The sequence below is a fragment of the Aquimarina sp. I32.4 genome, from assembly GCF_002924285.1.
Taxonomy (GTDB): domain Bacteria; phylum Bacteroidota; class Bacteroidia; order Flavobacteriales; family Flavobacteriaceae; genus Aquimarina.
In genome coordinates this window covers 1-23,146 of sequence record NZ_PGUB01000077.1, presented here as the reverse complement: position 1 = coordinate 23,146, position 23,146 = coordinate 1, and the positions used below count along the sequence as shown (strand labels likewise).

At 31.4% G+C, this 23,146-nt stretch carries 20 protein-coding genes; 2 read left to right on the top strand and 18 right to left on the bottom strand.

From position 1 onward, the window contains the following. Positions 1-588 (top strand): UPF0236 family transposase-like protein (locus CVD18_RS15915; protein ID WP_199185062.1); only part of this gene is annotated, 588 nt, incomplete at its 5' end. A gap of 258 nt (positions 589-846) precedes the next feature. Here CVD18_RS15915 and CVD18_RS15910 read toward each other — a convergent pair. The 17 genes from CVD18_RS15910 to asnB all read right to left on the bottom strand — a co-directional run bounded on the left by CVD18_RS15910 (position 847) and on the right by asnB (position 20,907). Beyond that, positions 847-2,787, bottom strand: coding sequence for a hypothetical protein (locus CVD18_RS15910; protein WP_146052813.1), 1,941 nt, complete (start codon positions 2,785-2,787; stop codon positions 847-849). 481 nt (positions 2,788-3,268) lie between these two features. Next, positions 3,269-4,387 carry a hypothetical protein gene (locus CVD18_RS15905; protein WP_103866422.1) on the bottom strand — a complete coding sequence of 373 codons (1,119 nt, stop codon included), beginning with the start codon at positions 4,385-4,387 and terminating at the stop codon, positions 3,269-3,271. 184 nt (positions 4,388-4,571) lie between these two features. After that, the gene (locus tag CVD18_RS15895) at positions 4,572-5,387 is read right to left on the bottom strand and encodes a hypothetical protein (RefSeq protein WP_103866420.1); all 816 of its coding nucleotides are present in this window, start codon (positions 5,385-5,387) and stop codon (positions 4,572-4,574) included. A 22-nt stretch (positions 5,388-5,409) separates the two neighbouring features. Then, the gene (locus CVD18_RS15890; RefSeq protein ID WP_103866419.1) at positions 5,410-5,715 is read right to left on the bottom strand and encodes a hypothetical protein; all 306 of its coding nucleotides are present in this window, start codon (positions 5,713-5,715) and stop codon (positions 5,410-5,412) included. Between the two features lie 41 nt (positions 5,716-5,756). After that, positions 5,757-6,539: an SH3 domain-containing protein gene (locus CVD18_RS15885; protein WP_103866418.1), complete on the bottom strand. Its 783-nt coding sequence runs from the start codon at positions 6,537-6,539 to the stop codon at positions 5,757-5,759. Between the two features lie 12 nt (positions 6,540-6,551). Beyond that, on the bottom strand, positions 6,552-7,358 hold the full coding sequence (locus CVD18_RS15880) for an SH3 domain-containing protein (protein ID WP_158250475.1): 807 nt from the start codon (positions 7,356-7,358) through the stop codon (positions 6,552-6,554). A gap of 59 nt (positions 7,359-7,417) precedes the next feature. Next, positions 7,418-8,320, bottom strand: coding sequence for a hypothetical protein (locus tag CVD18_RS15875; RefSeq protein ID WP_146052812.1), 903 nt, complete (start codon positions 8,318-8,320; stop codon positions 7,418-7,420). Further along, positions 8,317-8,625 (bottom strand): hypothetical protein, encoded by a 309-nt coding sequence (locus tag CVD18_RS22385; RefSeq protein ID WP_146052811.1) that lies wholly within the window; start codon positions 8,623-8,625, stop codon positions 8,317-8,319. The genes CVD18_RS15875 and CVD18_RS22385 overlap by 4 nt, the downstream gene beginning before the upstream one ends. 430 nt (positions 8,626-9,055) lie before the next feature. Continuing rightward, the gene (locus CVD18_RS15865) at positions 9,056-9,265 is read right to left on the bottom strand and encodes a LytTR family transcriptional regulator DNA-binding domain-containing protein (RefSeq protein WP_103866424.1); all 210 of its coding nucleotides are present in this window, start codon (positions 9,263-9,265) and stop codon (positions 9,056-9,058) included. A gap of 513 nt (positions 9,266-9,778) precedes the next feature. After that, positions 9,779-12,811 (bottom strand): protein translocase subunit SecDF, encoded by a 3,033-nt coding sequence (secDF, locus tag CVD18_RS15860; protein WP_103866414.1) that lies wholly within the window; start codon positions 12,809-12,811, stop codon positions 9,779-9,781. A gap of 229 nt (positions 12,812-13,040) precedes the next feature. Beyond that, complete coding sequence (locus tag CVD18_RS15855; protein ID WP_103866413.1) at positions 13,041-13,661, bottom strand: hypothetical protein; 621 nt, start codon at positions 13,659-13,661, stop codon at positions 13,041-13,043. A 146-nt stretch (positions 13,662-13,807) separates the two neighbouring features. Then, positions 13,808-14,203 carry a hypothetical protein gene (locus CVD18_RS15850; protein WP_103866412.1) on the bottom strand — a complete coding sequence of 132 codons (396 nt, stop codon included), beginning with the start codon at positions 14,201-14,203 and terminating at the stop codon, positions 13,808-13,810. After that, complete coding sequence (locus tag CVD18_RS15845) at positions 14,151-14,735, bottom strand: hypothetical protein (protein ID WP_103866411.1); 585 nt, start codon at positions 14,733-14,735, stop codon at positions 14,151-14,153. The genes CVD18_RS15850 and CVD18_RS15845 overlap by 53 nt, the downstream gene beginning before the upstream one ends. A 69-nt stretch (positions 14,736-14,804) precedes the next feature. Then, positions 14,805-15,731, bottom strand: coding sequence for a malate dehydrogenase (gene mdh, locus CVD18_RS15840; RefSeq protein ID WP_103866410.1), 927 nt, complete (start codon positions 15,729-15,731; stop codon positions 14,805-14,807). Between the two features lie 88 nt (positions 15,732-15,819). Further along, the gene (locus CVD18_RS15835; protein WP_146052809.1) at positions 15,820-16,821 is read right to left on the bottom strand and encodes a DUF6588 family protein; all 1,002 of its coding nucleotides are present in this window, start codon (positions 16,819-16,821) and stop codon (positions 15,820-15,822) included. An 88-nt stretch (positions 16,822-16,909) separates the two neighbouring features. Further along, the gene (gene gyrB, locus CVD18_RS15830) at positions 16,910-18,850 is read right to left on the bottom strand and encodes a DNA topoisomerase (ATP-hydrolyzing) subunit B (protein ID WP_103866408.1); all 1,941 of its coding nucleotides are present in this window, start codon (positions 18,848-18,850) and stop codon (positions 16,910-16,912) included. 392 nt (positions 18,851-19,242) lie between these two features. Next, a complete protein-coding gene (asnB, locus tag CVD18_RS15825) occupies positions 19,243-20,907 on the bottom strand; it encodes an asparagine synthase B (protein WP_103866407.1) in 1,665 nt (554 codons plus the stop codon). A gap of 262 nt (positions 20,908-21,169) precedes the next feature. On the opposite strand from asnB, the gene CVD18_RS15820 reads away from it, so the two are divergent. Continuing rightward, positions 21,170-21,703 (top strand): DUF2911 domain-containing protein, encoded by a 534-nt coding sequence (locus tag CVD18_RS15820; RefSeq protein WP_103866406.1) that lies wholly within the window; start codon positions 21,170-21,172, stop codon positions 21,701-21,703. A 1,015-nt stretch (positions 21,704-22,718) separates the two neighbouring features. Here CVD18_RS15820 and CVD18_RS15815 read toward each other — a convergent pair. After that, a partial coding sequence (locus tag CVD18_RS15815) for a transposase (RefSeq protein WP_146052808.1) occupies positions 22,719-23,146 on the bottom strand: 428 nt, incomplete at its 5' end.

The following is a 23,146-nucleotide window of genomic DNA, read 5'->3' as shown; positions in this document are numbered from 1 at the left end:
TTGACAGCCTCTACCTATGTTACCCATCTAGGGGATTATAAGGAATTCATTACAAAGATGGATTATCATTTGGAAAACCTGAACTCTCTTGTCTTTATAGCAGATGGCGCAAGGTGGATTTGGAAATGGATAGAACAACACTATCCTGAAAGTATACAGATTGTAGATTATTATCATTGTAAAGAACATCTATGCGAATTTGCTAAACTTTACTATAAAGATGAAAAACAAAGATATAAGTGGATTGATACATGCTCAGAAATGATGCTTACCAAGGGGATTGACCCCATTATTGTAACACTTGAAAAATTACCAGAACAGCGCAAAACAACTGGAAAAAGAAACACATTGATCAACTATTATCGTAAAAATAAAGACAGAATGCAGTATCATAAATATATTGAAAAAGGGTTGATAATAGGATCGGGAGCCATAGAATCTGCTCACAAAGATGTGCTGCAACAGCGATTGAAGTTATCTGGGCAGCGATGGACTATGGAAGGTTTTCAACAAATGGCGCAACTAAGAGTAGTATATAAAAGCAAACAAGAACACAGGATCAAACAATTATGCCAAAATGCAGCATAATGGGAAATTTGTCGTACACCCCATTTTTAGGATTAGTCTCTTTTCTGATTAAATTCCGTAAATGACTTGAGGATTCTTTTACTTCTAATAATATATGCTTACCCATTCTTTAAATATACGAAAAATCTATCCGTAAATTGTATTAGTTTCTAAGATGTTTATAGCTTATTGAGCCGCTATAGCGGCTAGATAAGTTTTTTTTTGAGCTTGCAGACAAGATTGCTTAAGAAAAATAGTGTGCTGAATACAGCAATTTTTCTAAAAATCATCATTCTTTAATAGTTCATTGATTTGTTGAAGTGTATACTTAAAAGGTTTTCTGATTTTTCCTTGAGTATCAATAATACCATAGTATTTATGTGCATTCTTTTTTTTAACTACATACGCTGGATTGTTGTCTGTATTAGTAACTTCATAGATTTCCTCATATTCAATCGGTACTGTGAGTTTTGCTCTATTTTTTAAATCTACAATACCATAGTACTCGCCTTTTTTCACAATCTGTAATTGAGCAAATGATTCTTGTACATGTCGTACATAATAAGTATCTTTTATATCATAATCCAAAGATTGTACAAACGTACCTGCATCATCTATAAAACCAAATTTATCTCCTTTTTTAACTTTAGCAACTCCATGATAAAATGCTCCGATATAATTCACTTCTTTTGCTTCTGTGGGAGTTCCATTTTCATCTAATAAATCAAACTTACCAATATAATCTGTTACAAGAATTAATTTTCCATGGCTTTTAATAGTACTATATTTTTTATCTGTAACCTTTTGGTTATATTCATTAACAATATACCCTTTACTATCATAACCATAGTTGATCGTTACTAAATGTTCGTTTAAAACATTGATATATCTAATGCTATCTAGTTTGGTAATGTTTTTGTTTTTAATGTCTAGATGATAATAAACATCATCTGAATTTTGATAAGACTTTAGAAAATAATTATTTCTTATTTGGTCTTGATTATCTGTAATGTATCTTAAACTCCCTACAGGAGTTTTGAAAATAAGATTACCTAATCTATCTATGAATTTTGTTTCATCTTTTAAACTATTTAAATACCAATTCTGTCTAGGGGTTTTATTTACAAAGATTGCTTTTGTTATAAGAGTATCTCTTTTGACTTCTTTATAAATTTTAAATACGTCTATGTTTCCTTTATAAAAGTAATAATGTCTGGCAAAATCGATGCATCCAATTTCTTGATCTAATAAGTTGTTTTCTATTATTTTTAACGCGTCTTCCTTAGTATTTACATTTTTTAAGGATTCGTATGCCTTTTTCTGAATCTTTAATATATATTCTTTTTCTTTCTCTGGAGTATCTGCACACCATATATCTGTTAGTCCCTGATCCACCATAAGAGGCGTACCATTTATAGAAAAAGCTTCATCATCAAGAATATTTTTATCAGGACTGTCATAGATAATATAATTATCATCAAACGCTATTACCTTGACACCTTTTATAGTTTTTCCTACATCTTCTTTTTTAAGAAGTACTGTATCTCTCTGTGAAACATAGTAAAGTTTATGTGTTATTAGAATGCTATCTATCTGGATTTTTTTAGTCGTTAGAAAACAACTACTATTCGGGCTAGGGCAATCGTTATATTTAGTTTTTATGTTTTGTTCTACAGAGCTATCTGCATAAAATATTTTTTTGACAAATACATCACTTAAAGACTCAAACCCCATAGAAGGGGTTACATCTTCATTAATATTATTATAAATTTTATTTAGTTTAGAATTGTTGCCAAGCATATCAATATAACTAGAATCATTGATGCTTTTTTGATGAAACTTCCGTCCACCTTTTATGTATTTTATGTAAAGAGAGTCATTAAATTTTTCAGAATTATTACTAGAACTAATTATAGACGAGACCGTATCTTTTGGATGTTTTTTTTTGAATTTATTTAGTTCATTTAATCGCTCGACATTCCATTTTTCATACCTACTATAAAAGTCTTTATAACTTTCTTTAGCATTCTGTTTTAATTGTCTTAGACTTAGCTTACTTGTTTCTATCATATGATAATCTATGTCTGATAATTGATACACAGTTAATTTTTCTCTCTTTTCTTGTAGCTCCATATCTGTAGGTATTTGCGCTAATACCTTAGATTCATTAGAACAACCGATTATTGTAAAAAACACGAGAACACATACTAATTGTTTCATTTTATTTATTTTATTTTCTTTATCCATGTCCATTTAAATTATACGTTTCGGGTGTTTTCTACTTTTCATCATTCTCATACATTCCTTCTTCTTCTAAAAACACCATGGTCATAGTATTTTTTATAACTTCTTGATTTTACCGCATATCCTTCTGCACTCTTAGTCCATGTAATCATTTTTGACAATACCCCAATCTATTATAAGATTGGCTCTGAATTGTATCCTCTGAAATAACCTTACCAATAGAATTAGTCCTATTGTTTTGATCATACCAAAATGTATCATAAAAAAAATGTTTTTTACCAGATTTTATTGATCTACCTATTAGCTGAGTCTTTTATTATAATAGTAGTTTTCTATACGATCAAGGCTAGTTAGTCTATTACTAATTAATACTGTTTTGCATTTTTTACCATTCCTCTAAAAAGACTCGTATCTCTTTAGGCTTCGATACGTGAGGTTTCTACTAGTCTACCATAACCTAATTGTTACGAAAATCAATCTCCTTTAATTTTCCTTTCTTAAAATATTGAACCATATTACCTGATTGAATCTCTGTTATTTTTCCTTTATAATTATATAATATTCTATAGGCAACTCTATCTTTTTCATAAAATATTTTTTCTCTTATTGCTCCTTCTTCTTTTTCACTATATCCTTCATACAATCCGTCATAATATATCTTTCCTCTTTTTATCATTATTTTTTGAATACTGGAAGGATATCCTGTATAATAAAATCTTCGTATCGTCTTATTGGGATAGTCGTGATTTTCGGCAATTTTTCCGTTTCTATAAAAGATTTTATATGGTTTTGTATGATCTACTACTCCATTTTTATAATGTTTTTTATGATATAGACCTCCATTATCACGATATATACGTTCTTCTCCTGTTCCGTTTTTAAATATTGTTTGATAAACAATATTTTTGTCATCATCATACACTTTGTATGCACCATCTCTTACTCCATTTTTATAATGTTCTACAGTGCGTGCAAAGGCATAATGATCGAATATCCATTTTCCTTCTTTCAGCCCTTTTGAGAACCGCCCTTCTGAAGTGGTTTCTGAATTATATGAATAATAACCTCTAGATGCGTTACTTGTACCACACCAGTCCCCTTCTCCTTTTTTTGGAGGTTTTTCTAGATAATCATATGCACTGCTGTAATTATTATTTCGATATGCATTATCAGCATAAGGTTTATCAGAATCTTCCATTTTAAAATAACCTTCTAAAGGAATAGAATCTTTATCTACCAAAAAACCTTCATATGGGAGAGATGTATATACTAAAAAATGTTTTTTGACCTGGTTCTTGATCTTTGCTACACTAAATTTACTCTGAAAAGAGTACTCTGGATCTACACTTAAATGGTTCTCAAAAAAGATAGTATCTATGGATATCTTATCTTTATTCTTAAATTCTAATTTTGATATAAACCCAATATTAGATCTGGATATATCATCTCTATTGGTTGTATCTACATAAGCAGTTATATGATACTCCCCATAGGACTCCTTAAAAGTATATTGCTGTGCTTTTGCACTAAAAAAGCTCAATCCAACTAGGAATAAAAGTAGTCTTAGTTTTTTCATATTCTACTAAACTTAATTTAATGCTATTTGTACGGTGAATTCTCTGTATTGAAATGAAATACCCTATCTCTTTTCACTTCATCATAAAAAAGAATATTTGGATATCTAAATGTTTCATAATCATCTATTATTTTCTTATCCAATTTTCTTTCATTAGATATTAGAATATAACTCACATCTTTAATTATTGTGTTTTTATTTTTAGGGTTTCTCCTAACAACCATTTTTTTGCTACTATTCTATTATCTGTAATAGATGTCATATAATAAACACTGCTTGGAAACGCATTGGATTCGCTAGTCAATTCTATCATTACCCGATCAGTTATATAACTAGAATGGATGAAATAAGAAACCTTATTATGTATATAGATATATCCTACATGATTGTCTAACCCTACAATATAGAGGCCTTCTTGTAACTCTTTAAGTTTTTCTGAAATATTTTTTTCGTTAGAAACAATCACCTTGTTTTTTTGAATAGCAATTGATTCTACTTCTAGCTTAGAGGCTTGCTGTGCCATTCTATAGCGATTTAATCGTAACCCCATATGTTTTAGTGTTGTAGAAACAAAATAACCACAAGCTATTTCTCCTTGATTAGGAATATTAGTATACCCATTAAAATCCCAGGCTGTGCCATACCAATAGGGGATTATGTCATTTAATAAAGAGGTTGTAAAATAATGCATTGCACTATCTAAAGTCACTTCTTTTTTTTGCGAACTATGTTCGGTTTGATAAAAATCGTTCAGGTCTTTACGGATTGCTGCTATTTCTTGTTTGGTTTTGTTGTAATCAGAAGCTGGTTTAAAATTTAATCCACTTTTTATAGAATCAAAAGATTTTTGATTTGTAGGTATGGCTTCTGATACATCAGGTACCTGAGATGTATTAAATTCTATAGCTCCTTTTAGTATATTTCCTTCTTTTTTATGACTATCAAAGCAAGATATACTTAGCAAAGAAATGAATATTATAAATACACTTATTTTTTTCATGTTATTATTTAAGATAAACTAACTACAAAATTTGTGTCCAAAAAAATAGCACAATACAAAAAGGAATTGCAATGAGTAATTGTTTTGTTACCCGTCTAACAGAATATGTATTTATATTCATTATTGATACAACAAACCCTAACAAAATTCCAGCTATGGCTCCAATTAATGGTACAAAAACATATAAGATTTCTTCCATACTATGTGCATGATCACTACGTAAAATATATACTAATATACTGGCTAATAAAACTCCTGTAATAGTATATATCCCAAATCCTATACCTATAGATTGTATGACAAAAAATATTTTTTTTCTAGTTTCCATCATTTTTTCAATTAAAAAATATCCTAATCATTCATTTAGTATTACTCTACTTGCATCCAATTAAATTTTTGATGTTGCCAATAAATATATCCACCGCCACAAGATTCTGATTGATGTATAAAAAAAGCATCTGTAACTAATGTATGTTTTTTGTGTTCTGGAACATCTTCTGTAATAAAATCATCTTTTTCATCATCCCAATTACTATATATCTTACTTCCTTTTGGAATCATCTCAAAATAGCCATGCCAATTGTAATTGGTAATATCAAAAGGGTCATTTTCATTACCAAATACAACTATTTTCTGATCAGCATTACCTCTGTATAAAATGATGATTTTTCCTTTATTCTCTTTATCTTCTTTTTCTGAAACGATCATAGCATAATCATCAATACCATTACCATCAAAATCCCCTAATATAGCAAAAGGGTTATTTTTGGTTAATAATCGATACGTATCTTTATTTTTTATGTTTAGTGATAGTTGATATTTAATATCTTCTATAAATACCTGTTCTGAAGATAAAAAACCATCAAACACATACATTTTTTCTGATTCGCTTTCTATATAATAAGGAAATGAAACACTTGATACTTCTACCCAATGTCCTAAAATAGAATTACTATTTTGCTTAACAGAAAATGTATGATTTGTTTTATGAAGCACATTAACTCTTACTCCATAAGGAAATTTACCAATACGTTTTCCTTTGACATTAGGTTGATTTCTCACAATCAATCCATTTTTTGCAGTTACATAATATGTTTTCTGAGCAGAGATTGATACTGTTAACAGTAAAAACAGAAATAATAGATTCCTCATAAGATATTGATTTTAGTCTTTAACCTTCTTCCCATCCCAATACAGGGTATTTAAATGCTTTAAATATATATGCTTAACATTTTCTGAAGTATACACTTTAGGATTTTCATGTATGAACTCTTCTTTAAATTCAATTAAATCAATACCATTAGTACTAGTATTAAACACGTATTCCTGATATGGATTGCCTATATCCATATCATACATTTCTATTGTAGGCAATTGTACCCATTTGCTCTGATTTGTAACCAGCCAATAATATACATCATCATGACATTGACAAGCACAATGCTCTATGGTTACTTTTATTATTTTACGTATGTTTTTTAGATTTGGATTTTTAATTTCTTCTATAGATGTAAAATCTTCTTTATAGCTATCCATCCAAACTTTAAATTTTTGTATTTTTTTATGTTTCTTATTTTTTATAAATGCAAATGCCAAATAATCCTCATTGTCAATTAATGAGGTATCTACTTTTGTTATCTTATATTCTTCAGATTTGACAAATCTTTTAATGGGTATTGTATTTTTAGATAGAAACCCATCAAAAACATAATAACTGTCTGGATTGTTGTTTTCAATACTATAAGGAGAGGCAATATCAGAAACCTTTACCCAATGACCTGTTACTTCTTTTCCATCATTCTTTATAATCAGCGTTTTATTGGTTACTTCTAACACCGTAATTTTATTTCCATAAGGAAATTTCCCAATACGTTTTCCTTTGATATTAGGTTGATCCCTAACAATCAATCCATTTTTTGCGGTTACATAATATTCAGATTGTCCCAATGCCGTATTTATAGATACGCTCATAAGTACTAAAATAATATATATCTGTAATGCTTTCATACAATTAATCATCATTCATTTTCTTAGAACGTTTCCTGTTTATTATCAGACACATGCTGATCAAATTCTTTTAATACTTCATATACTACTTGTGCATTTCCTTCATGATAGCGTCTTGCCCAAAAAGAATAAATATAAAACTGCAAGTGACTCATATCCACATACATATCTTCTCCATTTGATTTAACATTGTATTTACTAATAATTTCTTGAATCCTTTCTGATGCTAATGAATCAGCAATCTGTAAGGATTTATCCCAAGCATTATGGTCATTACTATCGGATGCTATATTATATAATTGTGACAATCTTTGTTGTTGATCTATGGTTTCTTGATAGCTTACCAGTAATGCTTTTGTAAACAATTGCAATCCTGTATCCTGAAATATAGTATTTTCTTTAAAGAGATCATACATAAACTCTTTCTGGTCTCGTGATAGAAAGTTTTTTATGTGTTCTGGTGTTCGTTTAAATCTAGTAATGATATAATTAAAATATCCATTTCTTATTTTTAAGTCTTCTCTGTTGTATTCTATAGAATCAAACCAATAAAAACGAGAAAAAATACCATTCTGAAAGTTCTGATAGTCACTTGAGATTTCTTGCAAAGAAGAAAATACATACTTAGATAGCTTTTTCTTATCCAACAAAAACATAAAATCATCGTCTAGAGCAAATTCTACTTCACTTTTTTCTATATAATCTGATTCAACTCGTTTCTGAAAATCATTTAAAAAAGCTTCTACATTTTGGTGTTTTTTGGTCAGTTTTTCAATTTCTTCATTTTTTACAGTGATTGTATTTTCCAACTCTATTATTTTTTCACCAAAACTGTTCATTTTACCATTGTCTTGATTACAGGAAATCGATATACAACTTAATACTATGCAAATCCCTATGGTTCTTATCACAATATAAATTTTCATTTTTTTATGTTAATATTTACTGTTTTAATATCTTGCAGCAATGCCTTGTAACTCTCTAACTCTGTATTCATAACCAATACTTTTTCTGTCATCATCTTGGTGTCTAGTATTTTTATTTCATACCCCCAATTATTTCCATTTTCTCCTATTGCTAAGCAATTGATATTAGATATGAATCGACTCAATACTATATAATCTACTTCAATTTTTTCTATAATAGGCAAGCAATATTTTTTATGAAATATACCATGATATGATACACCTTTCAGTTTTTTATAAGGAAAAGGGATGATCGTTAATGCCATATCCTTGTTCAATTTTTTTTCTAGAGTAGATAAAAAATTATATCCATTAATAGCATAATTGCAACTATTCCCAATAGGTAGTATCAGAACTTTTATTTGCTCATTTTGTTGATTAATTTCTAATTTTGTAAAGGAATTAAAAACACCTATAAAACATAAACAAAATAGAAAATATTTTATTCTCATAAACTAACACAATCACAATTTAATATAACGACTATCATATCTTTAAAATTTAGAAGATAAAAATAGACAGTATATATGAGGATTTCTATATGAAATCGATATTCGTATTGTTTCTATTTATATTCGAATTATTACAGTGACCAATTGTTTGTGGTATGTAGTATTTTTATATCAGAATTGATATTATTCCCTAATAGATATTTACTTTAATAAGCAGGGTACAAACCCTTCGTTTGTGCAGTAGTTACAAGTTTTTTTCTCTAGTTTTCAGAAAGATATATCCATTTTTATCATACTTGTCTACAAATTTTAGGTTCACTATGTAAAACAGATGTGTTCTAACAAAGGTTTTTTCGGGTAATTGTCCTTCGAACTTTTTTATGGGCTTAGAGGCTATATATGGTTTCGTATTGTCCAGATAAAAAGTGGTATAACCTTTATTCTGATTGGCAATTCAAATCGGATTACCTGATAACCTGGTATAGCCAGTAAATCCAAGAAAACAAAAAGAGAACTCTAATATAATACATCTTCTAACTGGTCAATAATAAGGTATAATAATTTCACCTTTTTATCTCTTGCCTCCATTAGTATATTGAAGTTGAGAAGTTTTAAATTCATTGCCGTTTTTATCCAAAAAAACATTTTATTGTAGTTCTCCAGTTCTCATTACTCATGAGTTCTATTTTTTTTGGTTTGTAACAGATACCGTAAAAGAAAATTAGCTATTTTTTGTTTATGCAAAGAAGAAAAAATTAACATAGCTACGGTTAATTTTATTCTGAAGTATAGGCGGAAAATAGAATTTTATTGCGGTAAATTCAAAATATAAATGATGTAAAACCAATTATACATTAAAATTTAGTTGGTATAAAACCATGTCGATTTCAAAAACTATTGCTATCAAAAAAAATCCGTTGTGTACACAACGGATTTTTTTATAATCATATATTTCAAAGTAAAAAGCTTATTTTTCTACTTCTTCTTCTTTCTTTTTAGTCTTCAGACCTACTTTTTTAACAGTATCAAACATTATCGGTGTAGCAATAAACAACGATGAATATGTACCTATAACTACCCCTATAATTAGAGAGAACATAAATCCTCGCAGAGGTACTGCAAATATGAAGATCGCAATAAGTACTAATAAGGTAGTCAAAGATGTATTCAATGTACGACTTAATGTACTGTTCAAAGCTCCGTTAACATTTTTATCCAATGGTCTACCTGTATATTCATTAAAGAATTCCCTAATTCTATCAAACACAACCACCGTATCATTCAGTGAGTATCCAATTACAGTAAGGATTGCTGCTATAAATGCTTGATCAATTTCCATATTAAATGGCATAAACTTATAAGTCAAAGAGAAGACACCTAGTACTACAAGTACATCATGGAATACCGCTGTTACCGCTCCTAAACTAAATTGCCATCTTCTAAATCGTAATAATATGTATAAGAACACTACTATTAATGATCCTAATACAGACCAGAATGCTGCTTGCTTAATATCATCAGCAATAGTTGGACCTACCTTCATAGATGACATAATACCTACTTGCTTATCTTTACTCCCATTAGCAAATTCTTCATAAGTCAATCCTTCTGGCAGATGAGGTTTTAATGATGTATATAGCTTATCTGAAATCTCAGTATCAATTTCTTCTCCAGTTTCATCTACTTTATATTTTGTAGTAATCTTTAATTGATTATTCGCTCCCAGTGTTTTTGCCTGTGCACTCTCAAAAGTAGCTACAAGATCTTTTTCTATCACTGTAGGCACAACATCTTTAGCAAAACGCACTGTATATGTTCTACCTCCTACAAAATCAACTCCATAATCCAACCCTTGTGTAAACAAAGATGATAACCCTGCAATGATAATAATACCTGAGATTACATACGCTACTTTACGCTTTTTCAAGAAATTGATATTTACATTCTTGAATAAATTTTTGGTAACTCCTGTAGAGAACGCTAATTCTTTTCCATTTTTACCATATCCATCAATAAACAATCTCGTTACAAAGATTGCTGTAAATAAAGAGGTCAAAATACCAATTAATAAAGTAGTAGCAAAACCTTTAATTGGCCCTGTACCTATAACCAATAAGATGATACCTGTAAGACCTGTAGTTATATTTGCATCAAGTATAGATGATAATGCATTATTAAATCCATCTTTTATAGCATCTGCTTGAGATTTCCCTTTAGCTAGTTCTTCTCTAATTCTTTCAAAAATAAGTACGTTTGCATCTACAGACATACCTATAGTCAATACAATACCAGCAATTCCAGGAAGTGTTAATACAGCTTTTAGTCCTGCCAATACCCCAAAGATAAATAGGATATTCACTACTAGCGCTACATCTGCAAAAGCTCCTGCTTTACCATAATAGAAAATCATCCAAATTAATATCAATACTAATGCAATAGCAAAAGACATAACACCACTATTAATAGATTCTTGTCCTAATGATGGTCCTACAACTTCTGCCTGAATAATATCTGCAGATGCTGGTAATTTACCAGCTCTCAATACGTTTGCTAAATCTTTACCTTCTTCTATAGTAAAGTCTCCAGAGATTTCACTTCTTCCTCCTGTTATCTTTCCTTTGGTTACCCCAGGTGCAGAATACACTATATTATCCAACACGATAGCAATCTGACTTCTCTGATTATAAGCACGATCGGTCATTTCTTCCCATTTCTTAGCTCCTTTACCATCCATTTGCATAGACACAACTACATTATTGGACTGGTCAAAAGTCTGTGAAGCATCTGTAATAACACCTCCACTTAATTCAGGATCATTATCTCTATTCCCTCTAAGGGCATAGAAGTCTACTATTTCTGCATCTTTTTTACCTTTACTCCAAGCAAACTTAGTATGTCTTACATTTTGTGGCAATAATGCTCTGATATCTGATCTTCTAAAAAACTGTCCTAATTGCGCTGTATCTTTAACATTTGCAGAAAACAAAGCTCCTGGAACTAATGGAAAGTTTATTAAATCGTTTATTGGGTTCACCTGTGTTTCAACTTCTGATGAATCTTCTGCATCTTCTAACAGATCTTCTATTGCAGTATCAGTTGTAGCCGTTGTTGTACTATCTACCTGAGCAGAATCTACTACTTTTTCTGTATTCTCTGCTATCTCATTCTCTACCTTTTCTTTTGGCTCTTTCTGCCCTTCTAATTCTTGCTTCAAAAGTAAGTTGGCTGCATTGATAAAACCACCTAATTCCTGAGAAGTCTCTACATCCCAAAATTCAAGTTGCGCCGTACTGGTTACCAAACTTCTTACTCTTTCTATATCTTGTGCACCAGGTAATTCTACCAAGATACGACCAGATTCTCCTAAACGTTGGATATTAGGTTGAGTAACTCCAAACTTATCAATACGTTTACGTAATACTTCGAATGCTGACGCCACAGATTCGTCTATTTTACGTTTCAGAATAGGTCTTACCTGCTCATTAGTCATATCATAAGTGATATCATCACTTAAGTTTTTGTTTGCAAAAATATCAGGTGAAGCTAATTTAGCATCTGGAATTTTTTCAAACTCAGTAAAAAAGTCATCTATATAGTTATTCTGACTATTCTTCTGCACCTCATCTGTTGCAATCAATGCTTGATTAAATGAAGGGTCTTTTGATTTGTTTGCAAGACCACTCAATATATCTCTTACAGAAATTTGCAGGATAACATTGATTCCACCTTTAAGGTCAAGCCCTTTATTAAGCTCTTTATCTTTTGCATCATTATATGTTATACCAGCAAAGATTTCTTCTTTACCAATAGAATCTAAATAATTACGCTCTGCTGTTTCTCTTAATTTTGAGTAATCTTCTACAGTTTCAGCATATTTTTGTTGTGCATATGCTTCTGCTTCTTTTTCTTTTGTGTAGGCCATATACGTATATGACAATTGGTAAATACATACCAAGCCAAATAGAACCGCAAATACCCTAACAAGTCCTTTGTTTTGCATTATTTGTTGATTTTGGTCAAACCCTTGTTAAAATTGAGTTATTATTAATTAATCAAGGTTTGACAATTGTTTTTAATTATTTATTTGTATGATTGTACTTTATCTTTTTACAGATATAAGCAGGTATCAAAAGATAAAACAACTTTTGAGAGCTTTTTGTTCTCTCTCTCTTTTTATTTTACTTTTAATAAGAAATGAATTGTTTTTAGGAATGGATTATAAATCCCTATTAAGAGATTGGTCCCGCTCTTACTTCTGGAATAATACGTGAAGTAGTGTCTATTGCGATTGCAATATTTCTATTTACTTTTTGGGCTACTTTTATAAGCCTATCGATATGATTGACATCAACCACAGCAATAAAGCTATAAGAAGTAGAACTAAAATGCCTTCCATTTTTCTGTTTGACTTCTAAAACATATTTACCATTAAAGTCCGAATTAAAATCTGTACTTTTCTGGATTTCATAAACATCAAAATTGTAATCTTTTGAGTTTTTATCTAATGGAGATTGGTTCTCATCATTAGTTTCCCCATAAAATACATGGTCAAGGGCTACATTATGTTCTTTAGAAAGTATTTTTTTGATATCTTCTACATCTGCCTCACTATAGTATGCAATGGTAAGTTTACCGTTCTCCAATCCTTTTGATATTCTGGTACGCTCAACACCTATTGATTGTAGTTGTTTTTTTACAATTTCAATCGTATTTTGAGCCTCTAGAGAGGTAACTTCAACATCAACAAACTCTAATACAATTTCCTGATTAGGTACAAGAGCCTGCTGCTGAATAGCAACAAGTAATGCTAGTGCAGTAATCAAAGTCCCGAAGTACCATTTTTTCTTCATTGCGCAAATATAAAAAATTAGAATTGCTTTTCTAATGTCTTCAAACAATTTCTGGTTTACTTTATAAATATCAAAAAACGTTTTAATACTGGATTTGGTATACAGTTATTGAATTATGATAGAATAAAGAGTAAACGCATCTGTAATTAATTGATTTGCGCTACATCAAAACTTATTATGTGCATTTTTGAAATACTCCCTGAATCTAAAATAATAGCAAGATCCTGAGCTTCTTCAACTGTAAAATCACTTGAAATTTCAAACTTCCCTCCTTTTATAGGACCTTGTGATACTCTTGGAGCGCTATACACCGTATCATTAATAACCATCGCAATTTGAAATCGTTCTTGAAAAGCACTTTCTGTCAATCGCTCCCAAATCTCTGCTCCTTCTTTGTTCATCTGAACTGCAATTGCTGGTCGAGCTAGTTGATCAAACACTTGCGCTGCCTGTTCTATTGTTTTTTGATCTAGTACAGGTTTATCATATTTACCTAATTTTAACGCATAAGCCTGTATGCACCTCTTGCCTACCCCAAACAAATCGTATTACTCGTCTTTTAGCTGGTAATTTCATTTCAGCTCCCTTAAAAGACAAATAATGATTTATCATAGTAGTATCTTTTTCTGAAGCATAAAAAAGAATAGCTCCACTACTATACTCTGCTCTTTTGATTATATCTAGTAATGGATCAATACCATCATCCTTCTTTAACAAGTTGTTTGTTTCTATCAAAAAAGGAAGTATCTCTTCTACATTATAGGTTTCATAGAAATCTAATCTCCCTTCATTTATTACTAAATCTTTAATTCGTTCTGAATCATAATGTGTAGTTACTTCAATTGTAATTTGATCGCTATCTTGTTTTCTTTCTATTTTGGAATCATTAGAAATTTTATTAATTCTATTTTTTAAAATTTCAATCACAGTATTGATTTCTTCATTTGATCCATTTTTTTCATCAAATGCCACTGTGATTTTAACGATCTTATCTGGTTTTGGGCCAAAATTACAAGAACTTACCTCTAAGAATAATAAAGCGAATAGTAAAATTTTGAGAGATATTGTATACATATCATATAGCCTTAAACAACAAGAGCTGCAAAATTGCAGCTCTTGAAGATATTATATTATACAGTTAGATTATAGTTCTAATAATCCATTTGTCTTTTTTACTCCTTCTGCACTTTCAGCTAATTTAGCTTTTTCTGCTTCGCTAAGTTCTATTTCTACAACTTTTTCGATTCCATTTTTACCTAACACTACAGGTGCACCGATACATAAATCGTTTAATCCGTATTCTCCTTCTAATAAAACTGAACAAGGAAAAATTTTCTTTTGATCACAAGCTATTGCTTGCACTAATCCTGATACTGCTGCTCCTGGAGCATACCAAGCTGATGTCCCTAATAATTTTGTAAGAGTCGCTCCACCTACTTTGGTATCTGCTGCTACTTGCTCCAATCTATCATCAGAAATAAACTCAGATACAGGAACACTATTTCTAGTTGCCAATCTAGTTAATGGCACCATACCTTTATCACTATGTCCTCCGATCACCATTCCGTCAACATCAGAAATAGGAGCTCCTAAAGCTTCTGCCAATCTGTACTTGAAACGTGCACTATCTAATGCCCCTCCCATACCTATAATTCTATTTTTAGGCAGATTGGTTGTTTTATGCACCAAATAGGTCATTGTATCCATTGGATTACTTACTACAATGATAATAGCATTAGGAGAATGCTCGATAAGACTAGAAGAAACTGTTTTTACAATTCCAGCATTAATTCCTATCAATTCTTCTCTTGTCATTCCAGGTTTACGAGGGATTCCTGATGTTATTACAGCAATATCACTTCCTGCAGTTTTAGAATAATCTCCTGTAGTACCTGTTATTTGGGTATCAAATCCATTTAAAGAGGCTGTTTGCATTAAATCCATTGCTTTTCCCTCTGCATATCCTTCTTTGATATCTAACAATACTACTTCTGAAGCAAAATCTTTTATCGCGATATATTCGGCACAACTTGCACCTACTGCACCAGCACCTACTACTGTAACTTTCATGGTATATTTTTTTGAATGTGGTTAAAACTTAATTTTGTTTGCGAAAATACGAATTCTTTAACGAATTTATTAGCAAACAAAGTGTTAATTACCAGCCAAAATTGAGACCTAGAGAAAGATTATTATAATTCTGTAAAGTATAATCCATATTGGCTTTAAAAATACCAAACTCTACTCTAGCTCCTATAGATGCTTTAACTCCATTTGTTTTATTTCTTACACTAATCGGGTCTGTAATTATTTCTGAAGCTAATGGGCCGTTTTGCACTTGATAAGTCCCCAGTACATCTGCATTACTAGATCCAAAATAATACCCTAAACCACCATAAAAATTTAAAACAGGTAATTTGGTAGACACAATACTTGTAATCAACCAAGAATTTGTTTGCAAACGCACTTCTTGATCTGTCCCAAGCACTCCACTATCAGAATTTATATCATAGAAACCTTTGACATTTGTATACCCTATTAATCCTGACAACCTAACTGGCCATCTTTTTAGAGGAAATACCCAATCTGTAAATTCATGTTGAAACCCTACGCCATACAATTGTATCTCTGCATCTTGTACTGCCTTTACTCTTGGCAAAAACCTCAATTTGATTTCAGTACTTTTTATCAAGCCTAGTGACCCCTGAATAAAACCGCTTGGTATAGAATTAATTCCTGAATCTCCAATCCCATCAGGCAAAACAACCTCTACTGCTGGGCCTTGACTAGAAGTAACAATTACAGAAACATCCTGTTGATTATAACCTAATGCACTTGCTACTTCTTGCCTTGTTTGTCCACTTGCAAGTATTAGATCTGTATAATTACGGGTATCTAGAACAAAAGATTGTTTCTCCTCTCTCACAAAAGAAAGATTACCCACGATTCCTACTTCAAAATGCCAAAGTTTTTTAGTCTTTGCAGTACTATACCAACCATTGGTCATATTATTTACTAAGGATTCTCCCGCGGGGGCAAAATACTCTCCACTAAATCTTTGAGCATTATCAATTCCTACTTCCAGAATTTGATCAATATCTGTTTGTGAAACGCCGACATGACATAGAATAAATGTCAATAGCAACATGCATTTTTTCATAAGATTTGGGTTTAATAGGCTTTGCAATATAAAAAAAAATCCGCTATACCAGAGATATGCGGATTTTTTAGTTTTTAATCAATATTATTTACGCATCAATATTTGCATAGACAGCATTTTTCTCAATAAACTCTCTACGAGGTGGCACTTCATCCCCCATCAACATTGAGAAAACTCTATCTGCCTCTGTAAGATTATCTATCGTAACCCGCCTCATTGTTCTGAATTCTGGGTTCATTGTTGTATCCCATAATTGCTCTGCATTCATTTCTCCAAGACCTTTGTATCGTTGTATTTTAGAATTTTCACCAAACTCTTTTACAATTATATCACGCTGGTCATCGTTCCATGCATATTGTTTTTTAGCTCCTTTTTTAACCAAATATAATGGTGGTGCAGCTATATAAATATGACCCGCTTCAATTAATTCCTTCATATAACGGAAAAAGAATGTTAATATCAAAGTAGAAATATGACTACCATCGACATCGGCATCACACATAATCACAATTTTATGATAGCGTAACTTTGATAAATTAAGCGCTTTGCTGTCTTCTTCTGTTCCTATAGTTACTCCTAGAGCTGTAAAAATATTTTTTATTTCCTCATTCTCAAAGACTTTATGATGCATTGCTTTCTCTACATTCAAAATCTTACCTCGTAAAGGAAGAATTGCCTGAAACATCCTATCCCGTCCTTGTTTAGCAGTTCCACCTGCCGAATCTCCCTCTACAAGAAACACTTCACATAATGCAGGGTCTTGCTCTGAGCAATCAGAAAGCTTACCAGGTAACCCCCCCATGCTCATTACTGACTTACGTTGCACCATTTCACGTGCTTTTTTTGCAGCATGACGTGCTTGAGCAGCTAAGACAACTTTTTGAATTATTGTTTTAGCATCATTAGGGTTTTCTTCTAGATAATTTTCTAGCATTTCAGAAACAGCCTGTGACACCGCTGCTGTAACTTCTCTATTTCCTAATTTAGTTTTTGTCTGACCTTCAAATTGTGGTTCTTGAACTTTTACAGAAATTATTGCTGTAAGCCCTTCACGAAAATCATCTCCAGCAATTTCAAACTTTAATTTATCCAACATTCCAGAAGCATCTGCATACTTCTTAAGTGTAGCAGTTAAACCTCTTCTAAAACCAGAAAGGTGTGTTCCTCCTTCATGTGTATTAATATTATTCACATAAGAATGCAGATTCTCTGCATAAGAATCATTATAAATCATTGCTACTTCTACAGGAATGTTGTTTTTCTCCCCTTCCATAGAAATTACCTCTCCTATGATAGAGCTACGACTTGCATCCAAAAATCTTACAAATTCTTTTAATCCTTCTTCAGAATGAAAAGTTTCTATAACATCTTTACCTTCTTCATCTTGATGACGTTTATCTGTAAGGGTGACTGTAATTCCTTTATTAAGATAGGCTAATTCTCGCAAACGACTTGCCAAAGTATCATAATTATACTCTAGGGTTTGCTGAAAAATAGTTGGATCTGGTCTAAAAGTAACTATTGTACCAGTAAAATCTGTATCTCCCGTTGATTTTACAGGGTATAATGGTTTTCCTTTTTCATATTCCTGCTCCCAAATCTTACCATCTTTATGAACAAAAGCATGCAAATGATCTGATAAAGCATTCACACAAGATACACCAACACCATGCAATCCTCCAGACACCTTATAAGAATCTTTATCAAACTTTCCTCCTGCTCCAATTTTGGTCATTACTACTTCTAATGCAGAAACACCTTCTTTTTTATGTATCCCTATTGGGATACCACGACCATTATCCTTTGTCGTAACAGAATTATCTTCATTAATAGTAACATCTATGAGATCACAATGGCCTGCTAAAGCCTCATCTATAGAGTTATCAACAACTTCATATACCAAATGGTGCAGTCCTCTCACTCCAACATCACCAATATACATCGATGGTCGCATGCGCACATGCTCCATTCCTTCGAGTGCTTGAATACTATCTGCTGAATAGTTCTTCTTATTAGCTTCTTCGCTCATAAAGTCCTTTGTTTATTTTTTTACTTTTTTGACAACAAACAAAGATAAAAAAACAGTAAAAGGATAAAAGGGTTTTACCAAAGATGATTTAAAGAGTTATCAACAATTAGTTAAGAACAAGTACCAGAAAAAAGAAAAATGCTCTTAAAAACGATAAAAATACCCTTAAATTGAATTTAAGGATATCATAACATTTTTAAGCATTTCTTAAACTTTAAAAACTAATGCACTAACAATGAGCAATATAAAAAACCTATATATTCTGACGCCTTGTTTTTATTGGGTTTATAAACTGTAAAACCCTGAAAATGATTTTCAGGGTTTTACATCACAATTAACGCAACTTTCAGCTATAAGTAAACTGGAACTTGGTTATATTATGACATACTAACTTAGTAAGCTTCTTCATGTACATTGGTTACCGCTCTACCACTAGGGTCATTCATATTCTTAAATGCTTCATCCCATTCTAAGGCTATTTTTGTACTACAAGCTACAGATGGCTCCTGAGGCACACTTAATGCTGCTGTATCGCTAGGGAAATGGGTTTCAAAAATAGATCTGTAATAAAATTCTTCTTTATTTTGTGGGGTTTGTATCGGAAACCTAAAATGTGCATTAGCCATTTGCTCATCTGTGACCTCTATTTCTACAACTTCTTTTAATGTATCAATCCAACTATATCCAACTCCATCAGAAAATTGTTCTTTTTGCCTCCAAGCAACGCTCTCTGGCAAGTAAGATTCAAAAGCTTTACGAATAACCCATTTCTCCATTCTCTCTCCGTTGATCATTTTATCTTTAGGGTTAATCCTCATGGCTACATCTATAAACTCCTTATCCAAAAACGGCACACGCCCTTCTATCCCCCAAGCGGCAAGTGATTTATTTGCTCTCAAACAGTCATACATATGAAGTTTATCAAGTTTTCGTACAGTTTCTTCATGAAACTCTCTTGCATTTGGGGCTTTATGAAAATACAGATACCCACCAAAAATCTCATCTGCTCCTTCTCCAGAAAGTACCATTTTTACTCCCATAGACTTAATAACCCTAGCCATTAAATACATAGGTGTTGATGCTCTTATCGTGGTAATATCATATGTTTCTAGATTGTAGATAACATCTTTTATTGCATCCAGCCCTTCTTGAATTGTAAATTTAATCTCATGATGAACAGTCCCTATATGATCTGCTACTTTTTGTGCAGCTTCTAGGTCTGGCGACCCTTCTAATCCTACCGAAAATGAATGTAGTTTAGGCCACCAAGCATCTTTGGTGTCATTAGATTCTATTCGTTTTTCAGAATATTTCTTGGCTATAGCAGAGGTTACAGAAGAATCCAAGCCTCCAGACAATAATACTCCATATGGCACATCTGACATTAATTGCCTGTGAACCGCTGCTTCCAATGCATCTCTAAGTTCATCAATACTCGTCTGGTTTTCTTGTACTGTTTCATAATCTGACCAATCCCTTACATACCATTTTTTAAGCTCTTCTTCTTTACTATATAAATAATGGCCTGGAGGAAACAATTCTATTTTTGCACAAACTCCTTCAAGAGCCTTTAACTCTGAAGCTACATAAAAAGTCCCATTCTGATCCCATCCCATATACAGAGGAATAACCCCCATATGATCTCTTGCTATTAAGTACACATCTTTTTCTACATCGTATAAAGCAAAAGCAAATATCCCATTAAGATCATCTAAAAATGCTGCTCCTTTTTGTTGATACAACGCTAAAATCACTTCACAATCAGATTCTGTCTGAAAATCATAACTCCCTTCAAACTGCTTACGAAGTTCTCTATGATTGTAAATCTCTCCGTTTGCAGCAAGGATTAATTTTTTATCTGCACTAAATAATGGTTGTTTACCAGAAACTGGATCTACTATTGCTAATCTTTCATGAGCAAGTATTGCTTTATTATTTGAATATATTCCACTCCAATCTGGGCCTCTATGTCTTATTTTTTTTGACATTTCTAATAATTGAGGTCTCAACACTTCTGAATCTTGCTTTAAATCAAAAGCACAAACAATTCCACACATATCTTTCTTCTTTTCTATTAGTTTGAGATATCAAATATTACCCTATAGTTACAAAATAAAAACAATAATAACCTATTACCTTACAATATAAAACAAAAAACATGCAAAAAACCACAAAACAAAACAAAAACCATCAAATCTCCTTATCTCTACTATCAAACTGTCACAAGAAACATTTAACACAATTTATAGACAGGATTAACACTTCGATTATAAGTTCACAGATATCTTTACAGCAATCATAAAAATTAAAATCACCATTATGAAAAAATCACTCGTATTAATTATTATTATGTTTTTGGGTACACTATCTTCTGTAAATGCTCAAAAGTTTGCTGGATTACAAAAAAGCCCAACTGACATTTCTTATGCAAAAAAAGACAGAAATGCCAAACCTGAGATCAAAGTTGTTTATAGTCGTCCTCAGAAAAAAGGGCGTAAAATTTTTGGTAGTCTAGCCGCATATAATAAGGTATGGAGAACTGGTGCTGATGAAGCAACAGAAATTAAGTTCTATCAAGATGTGAAAATGGGAGATAAAACTATCAAAGCAGGTACATACTCTTTATTTACTATTCCTGGTGAAAAAGAATGGACTATTATTATAAATTCTGACCTTGATAGTTGGGGCGCTTATAACTATGAAAAAAGCAAGGACGTTGCAAGAATTAATGTTCCTGTAGCCAAAGGTGATGAATTAGAAGTTTTTTCTATTGCATTCAAAAAGGTTGACAAAGGATATCATATGGCAATGGGATGGGATACTACCGTTGTAGAGGTTCCTTTTTACTTATAATCAAATTTTAAATCTTCTTATATAAAAAAAATAGCTTGAACGTTTTGTTCAAGCTATTTTTCCGTAAATTAAATTATTAAGTGTGCGTTTTAGTACCTCAACAGAGGTCAATTAGTTCTTCCTTCAACTACCTTTTTCTATCTATGTATTGCATTACCAGATGCGCCAGGTAATTCTTTTAGAAATTCCATTACGATTCTAAAAGTTAATCTAAATTTTGTGTAAAATAGCCCCATAAGTGTTTGATTAAAAGTTAATTATTATTGTTATTGTTTTTCAAATATAACATTGATATTACGAGATATCAATAGTTTTATATATATTTTAGATATAAATTGAGATTTCACCGACGACTAACACAAAAAGCTCAATTTCAGTAAGTTTCGTTTTTATTTTTTTGTTCTTTTACATAAAGAAAGCAGGGTGATTTCCCCAAATCTCTATATTACCCCATCAAAATAGCTACTTTTATTATTTTTCACTATTACATCATGTTTTCTTACAATTCTTATCTATGAATTGCATTACTACAAGCCGATGGCAATTGTCTTAAAAAAGTTGTTAATGCTTTCATATCAATAGTTAAAATACCGTAGATAAATTTCATAATCTTTTGATTTTTAGTTTGTTACACAAATATAACACCTATATCCTATTACTTAAAAAAAATTAACATAATCAAATTGAATTTTTAGACATAAAACATCGTAGAAACGACATACAGCCTAAAAGGGACTACAGTTAGTTTTTGTATCAGGAAATTTCCTACACAAATATTGTAATATATAGGGGGTTTTTCCCCTCTATTAATTTTATTTAGACTCATTTAAAGCTCATAAAAGCAATAAAAAAGAGGTTTCTAGACATATTCAACCTAATCTATTGTATTAGTAATAATTGCATGGTAGTTTTGAAGAAGTAAAATCGCATTACAAGAAGAAAGAATATAGTAGTCAAGATAAGTGTAGAATATTTTTTTTGCCCTACTAGCTATTAGAAGTGATTTAAACTTTTTCTAGTTCTTTTTTTTAAATTTTTTAATCGCTATGACAATGAATGACAGGTAATTGAAACCTATCCAACTAGTTACGGTAGTATCATACCTATTGAGCAGTGACCTATAGCTATCCATCCAAGCATTGGTTCTCTCTATAGCATATCTTTCATTGTAAAGTTCTTGGTCGAAATATTCATCTCTGTCTAGGTCTCCATTACGTTTATTGAAACATACATTTGCATTAATATCCTTTTTATCACATGAGTTTCTAAAGTTCTTGGCGTCAAATCCTGCATCTGCATTGAGAAATAACCCCTCTATAGAAATATTAGCGTCTTCCAATGTTGATGTTACTACCTCGAATTGAAGCTCAATATCATAGAGATCATTATGATTACCTGCTAAAGGTTCTGACAGGGCAAGAGGCAATCCCTGTCTATCACTTA

Coding starts and splice junctions, on each gene's coding strand:
- CVD18_RS15835 (WP_146052809.1), bottom strand. CDS start 16,821: ATGAAAAAATGCATGTTGCTATTGACATTTATTCTATGTCATGTCGGC.
- asnB (WP_103866407.1), bottom strand. CDS start 20,907: ATGTGTGGAATTGTTTGTGCTTTTGATTTAAAGCAAGATTCAGAAGTG.
- CVD18_RS22385 (WP_146052811.1), bottom strand. CDS start 8,625: ATGGCATTAACGATCATCCCTTTTCCTTATAAAAAACTGAAAGGTGTA.
- CVD18_RS15855 (WP_103866413.1), bottom strand. CDS start 13,661: ATGAAGAAAAAATGGTACTTCGGGACTTTGATTACTGCACTAGCATTA.
- CVD18_RS15845 (WP_103866411.1), bottom strand. CDS start 14,735: ATGTATACAATATCTCTCAAAATTTTACTATTCGCTTTATTATTCTTA.
- CVD18_RS15885 (WP_103866418.1), bottom strand. CDS start 6,539: ATGAGGAATCTATTATTTCTGTTTTTACTGTTAACAGTATCAATCTCT.
- secDF (WP_103866414.1), bottom strand. CDS start 12,811: ATGCAAAACAAAGGACTTGTTAGGGTATTTGCGGTTCTATTTGGCTTG.
- CVD18_RS15875 (WP_146052812.1), bottom strand. CDS start 8,320: ATGAAAATTTATATTGTGATAAGAACCATAGGGATTTGCATAGTATTA.
- CVD18_RS15890 (WP_103866419.1), bottom strand. CDS start 5,715: ATGGAAACTAGAAAAAAAATATTTTTTGTCATACAATCTATAGGTATA.
- CVD18_RS15880 (WP_158250475.1), bottom strand. CDS start 7,358: ATGAGCGTATCTATAAATACGGCATTGGGACAATCTGAATATTATGTA.
- CVD18_RS15910 (WP_146052813.1), bottom strand. CDS start 2,787: ATGAAACAATTAGTATGTGTTCTCGTGTTTTTTACAATAATCGGTTGT.
- CVD18_RS15820 (WP_103866406.1), top strand. CDS start 21,170: ATGAAAAAATCACTCGTATTAATTATTATTATGTTTTTGGGTACACTA.
- gyrB (WP_103866408.1), bottom strand. CDS start 18,850: ATGAGCGAAGAAGCTAATAAGAAGAACTATTCAGCAGATAGTATTCAA.
- mdh (WP_103866410.1), bottom strand. CDS start 15,731: ATGAAAGTTACAGTAGTAGGTGCTGGTGCAGTAGGTGCAAGTTGTGCC.
- CVD18_RS15895 (WP_103866420.1), bottom strand. CDS start 5,387: ATGAAAAAAATAAGTGTATTTATAATATTCATTTCTTTGCTAAGTATA.
- CVD18_RS15905 (WP_103866422.1), bottom strand. CDS start 4,387: ATGAAAAAACTAAGACTACTTTTATTCCTAGTTGGATTGAGCTTTTTT.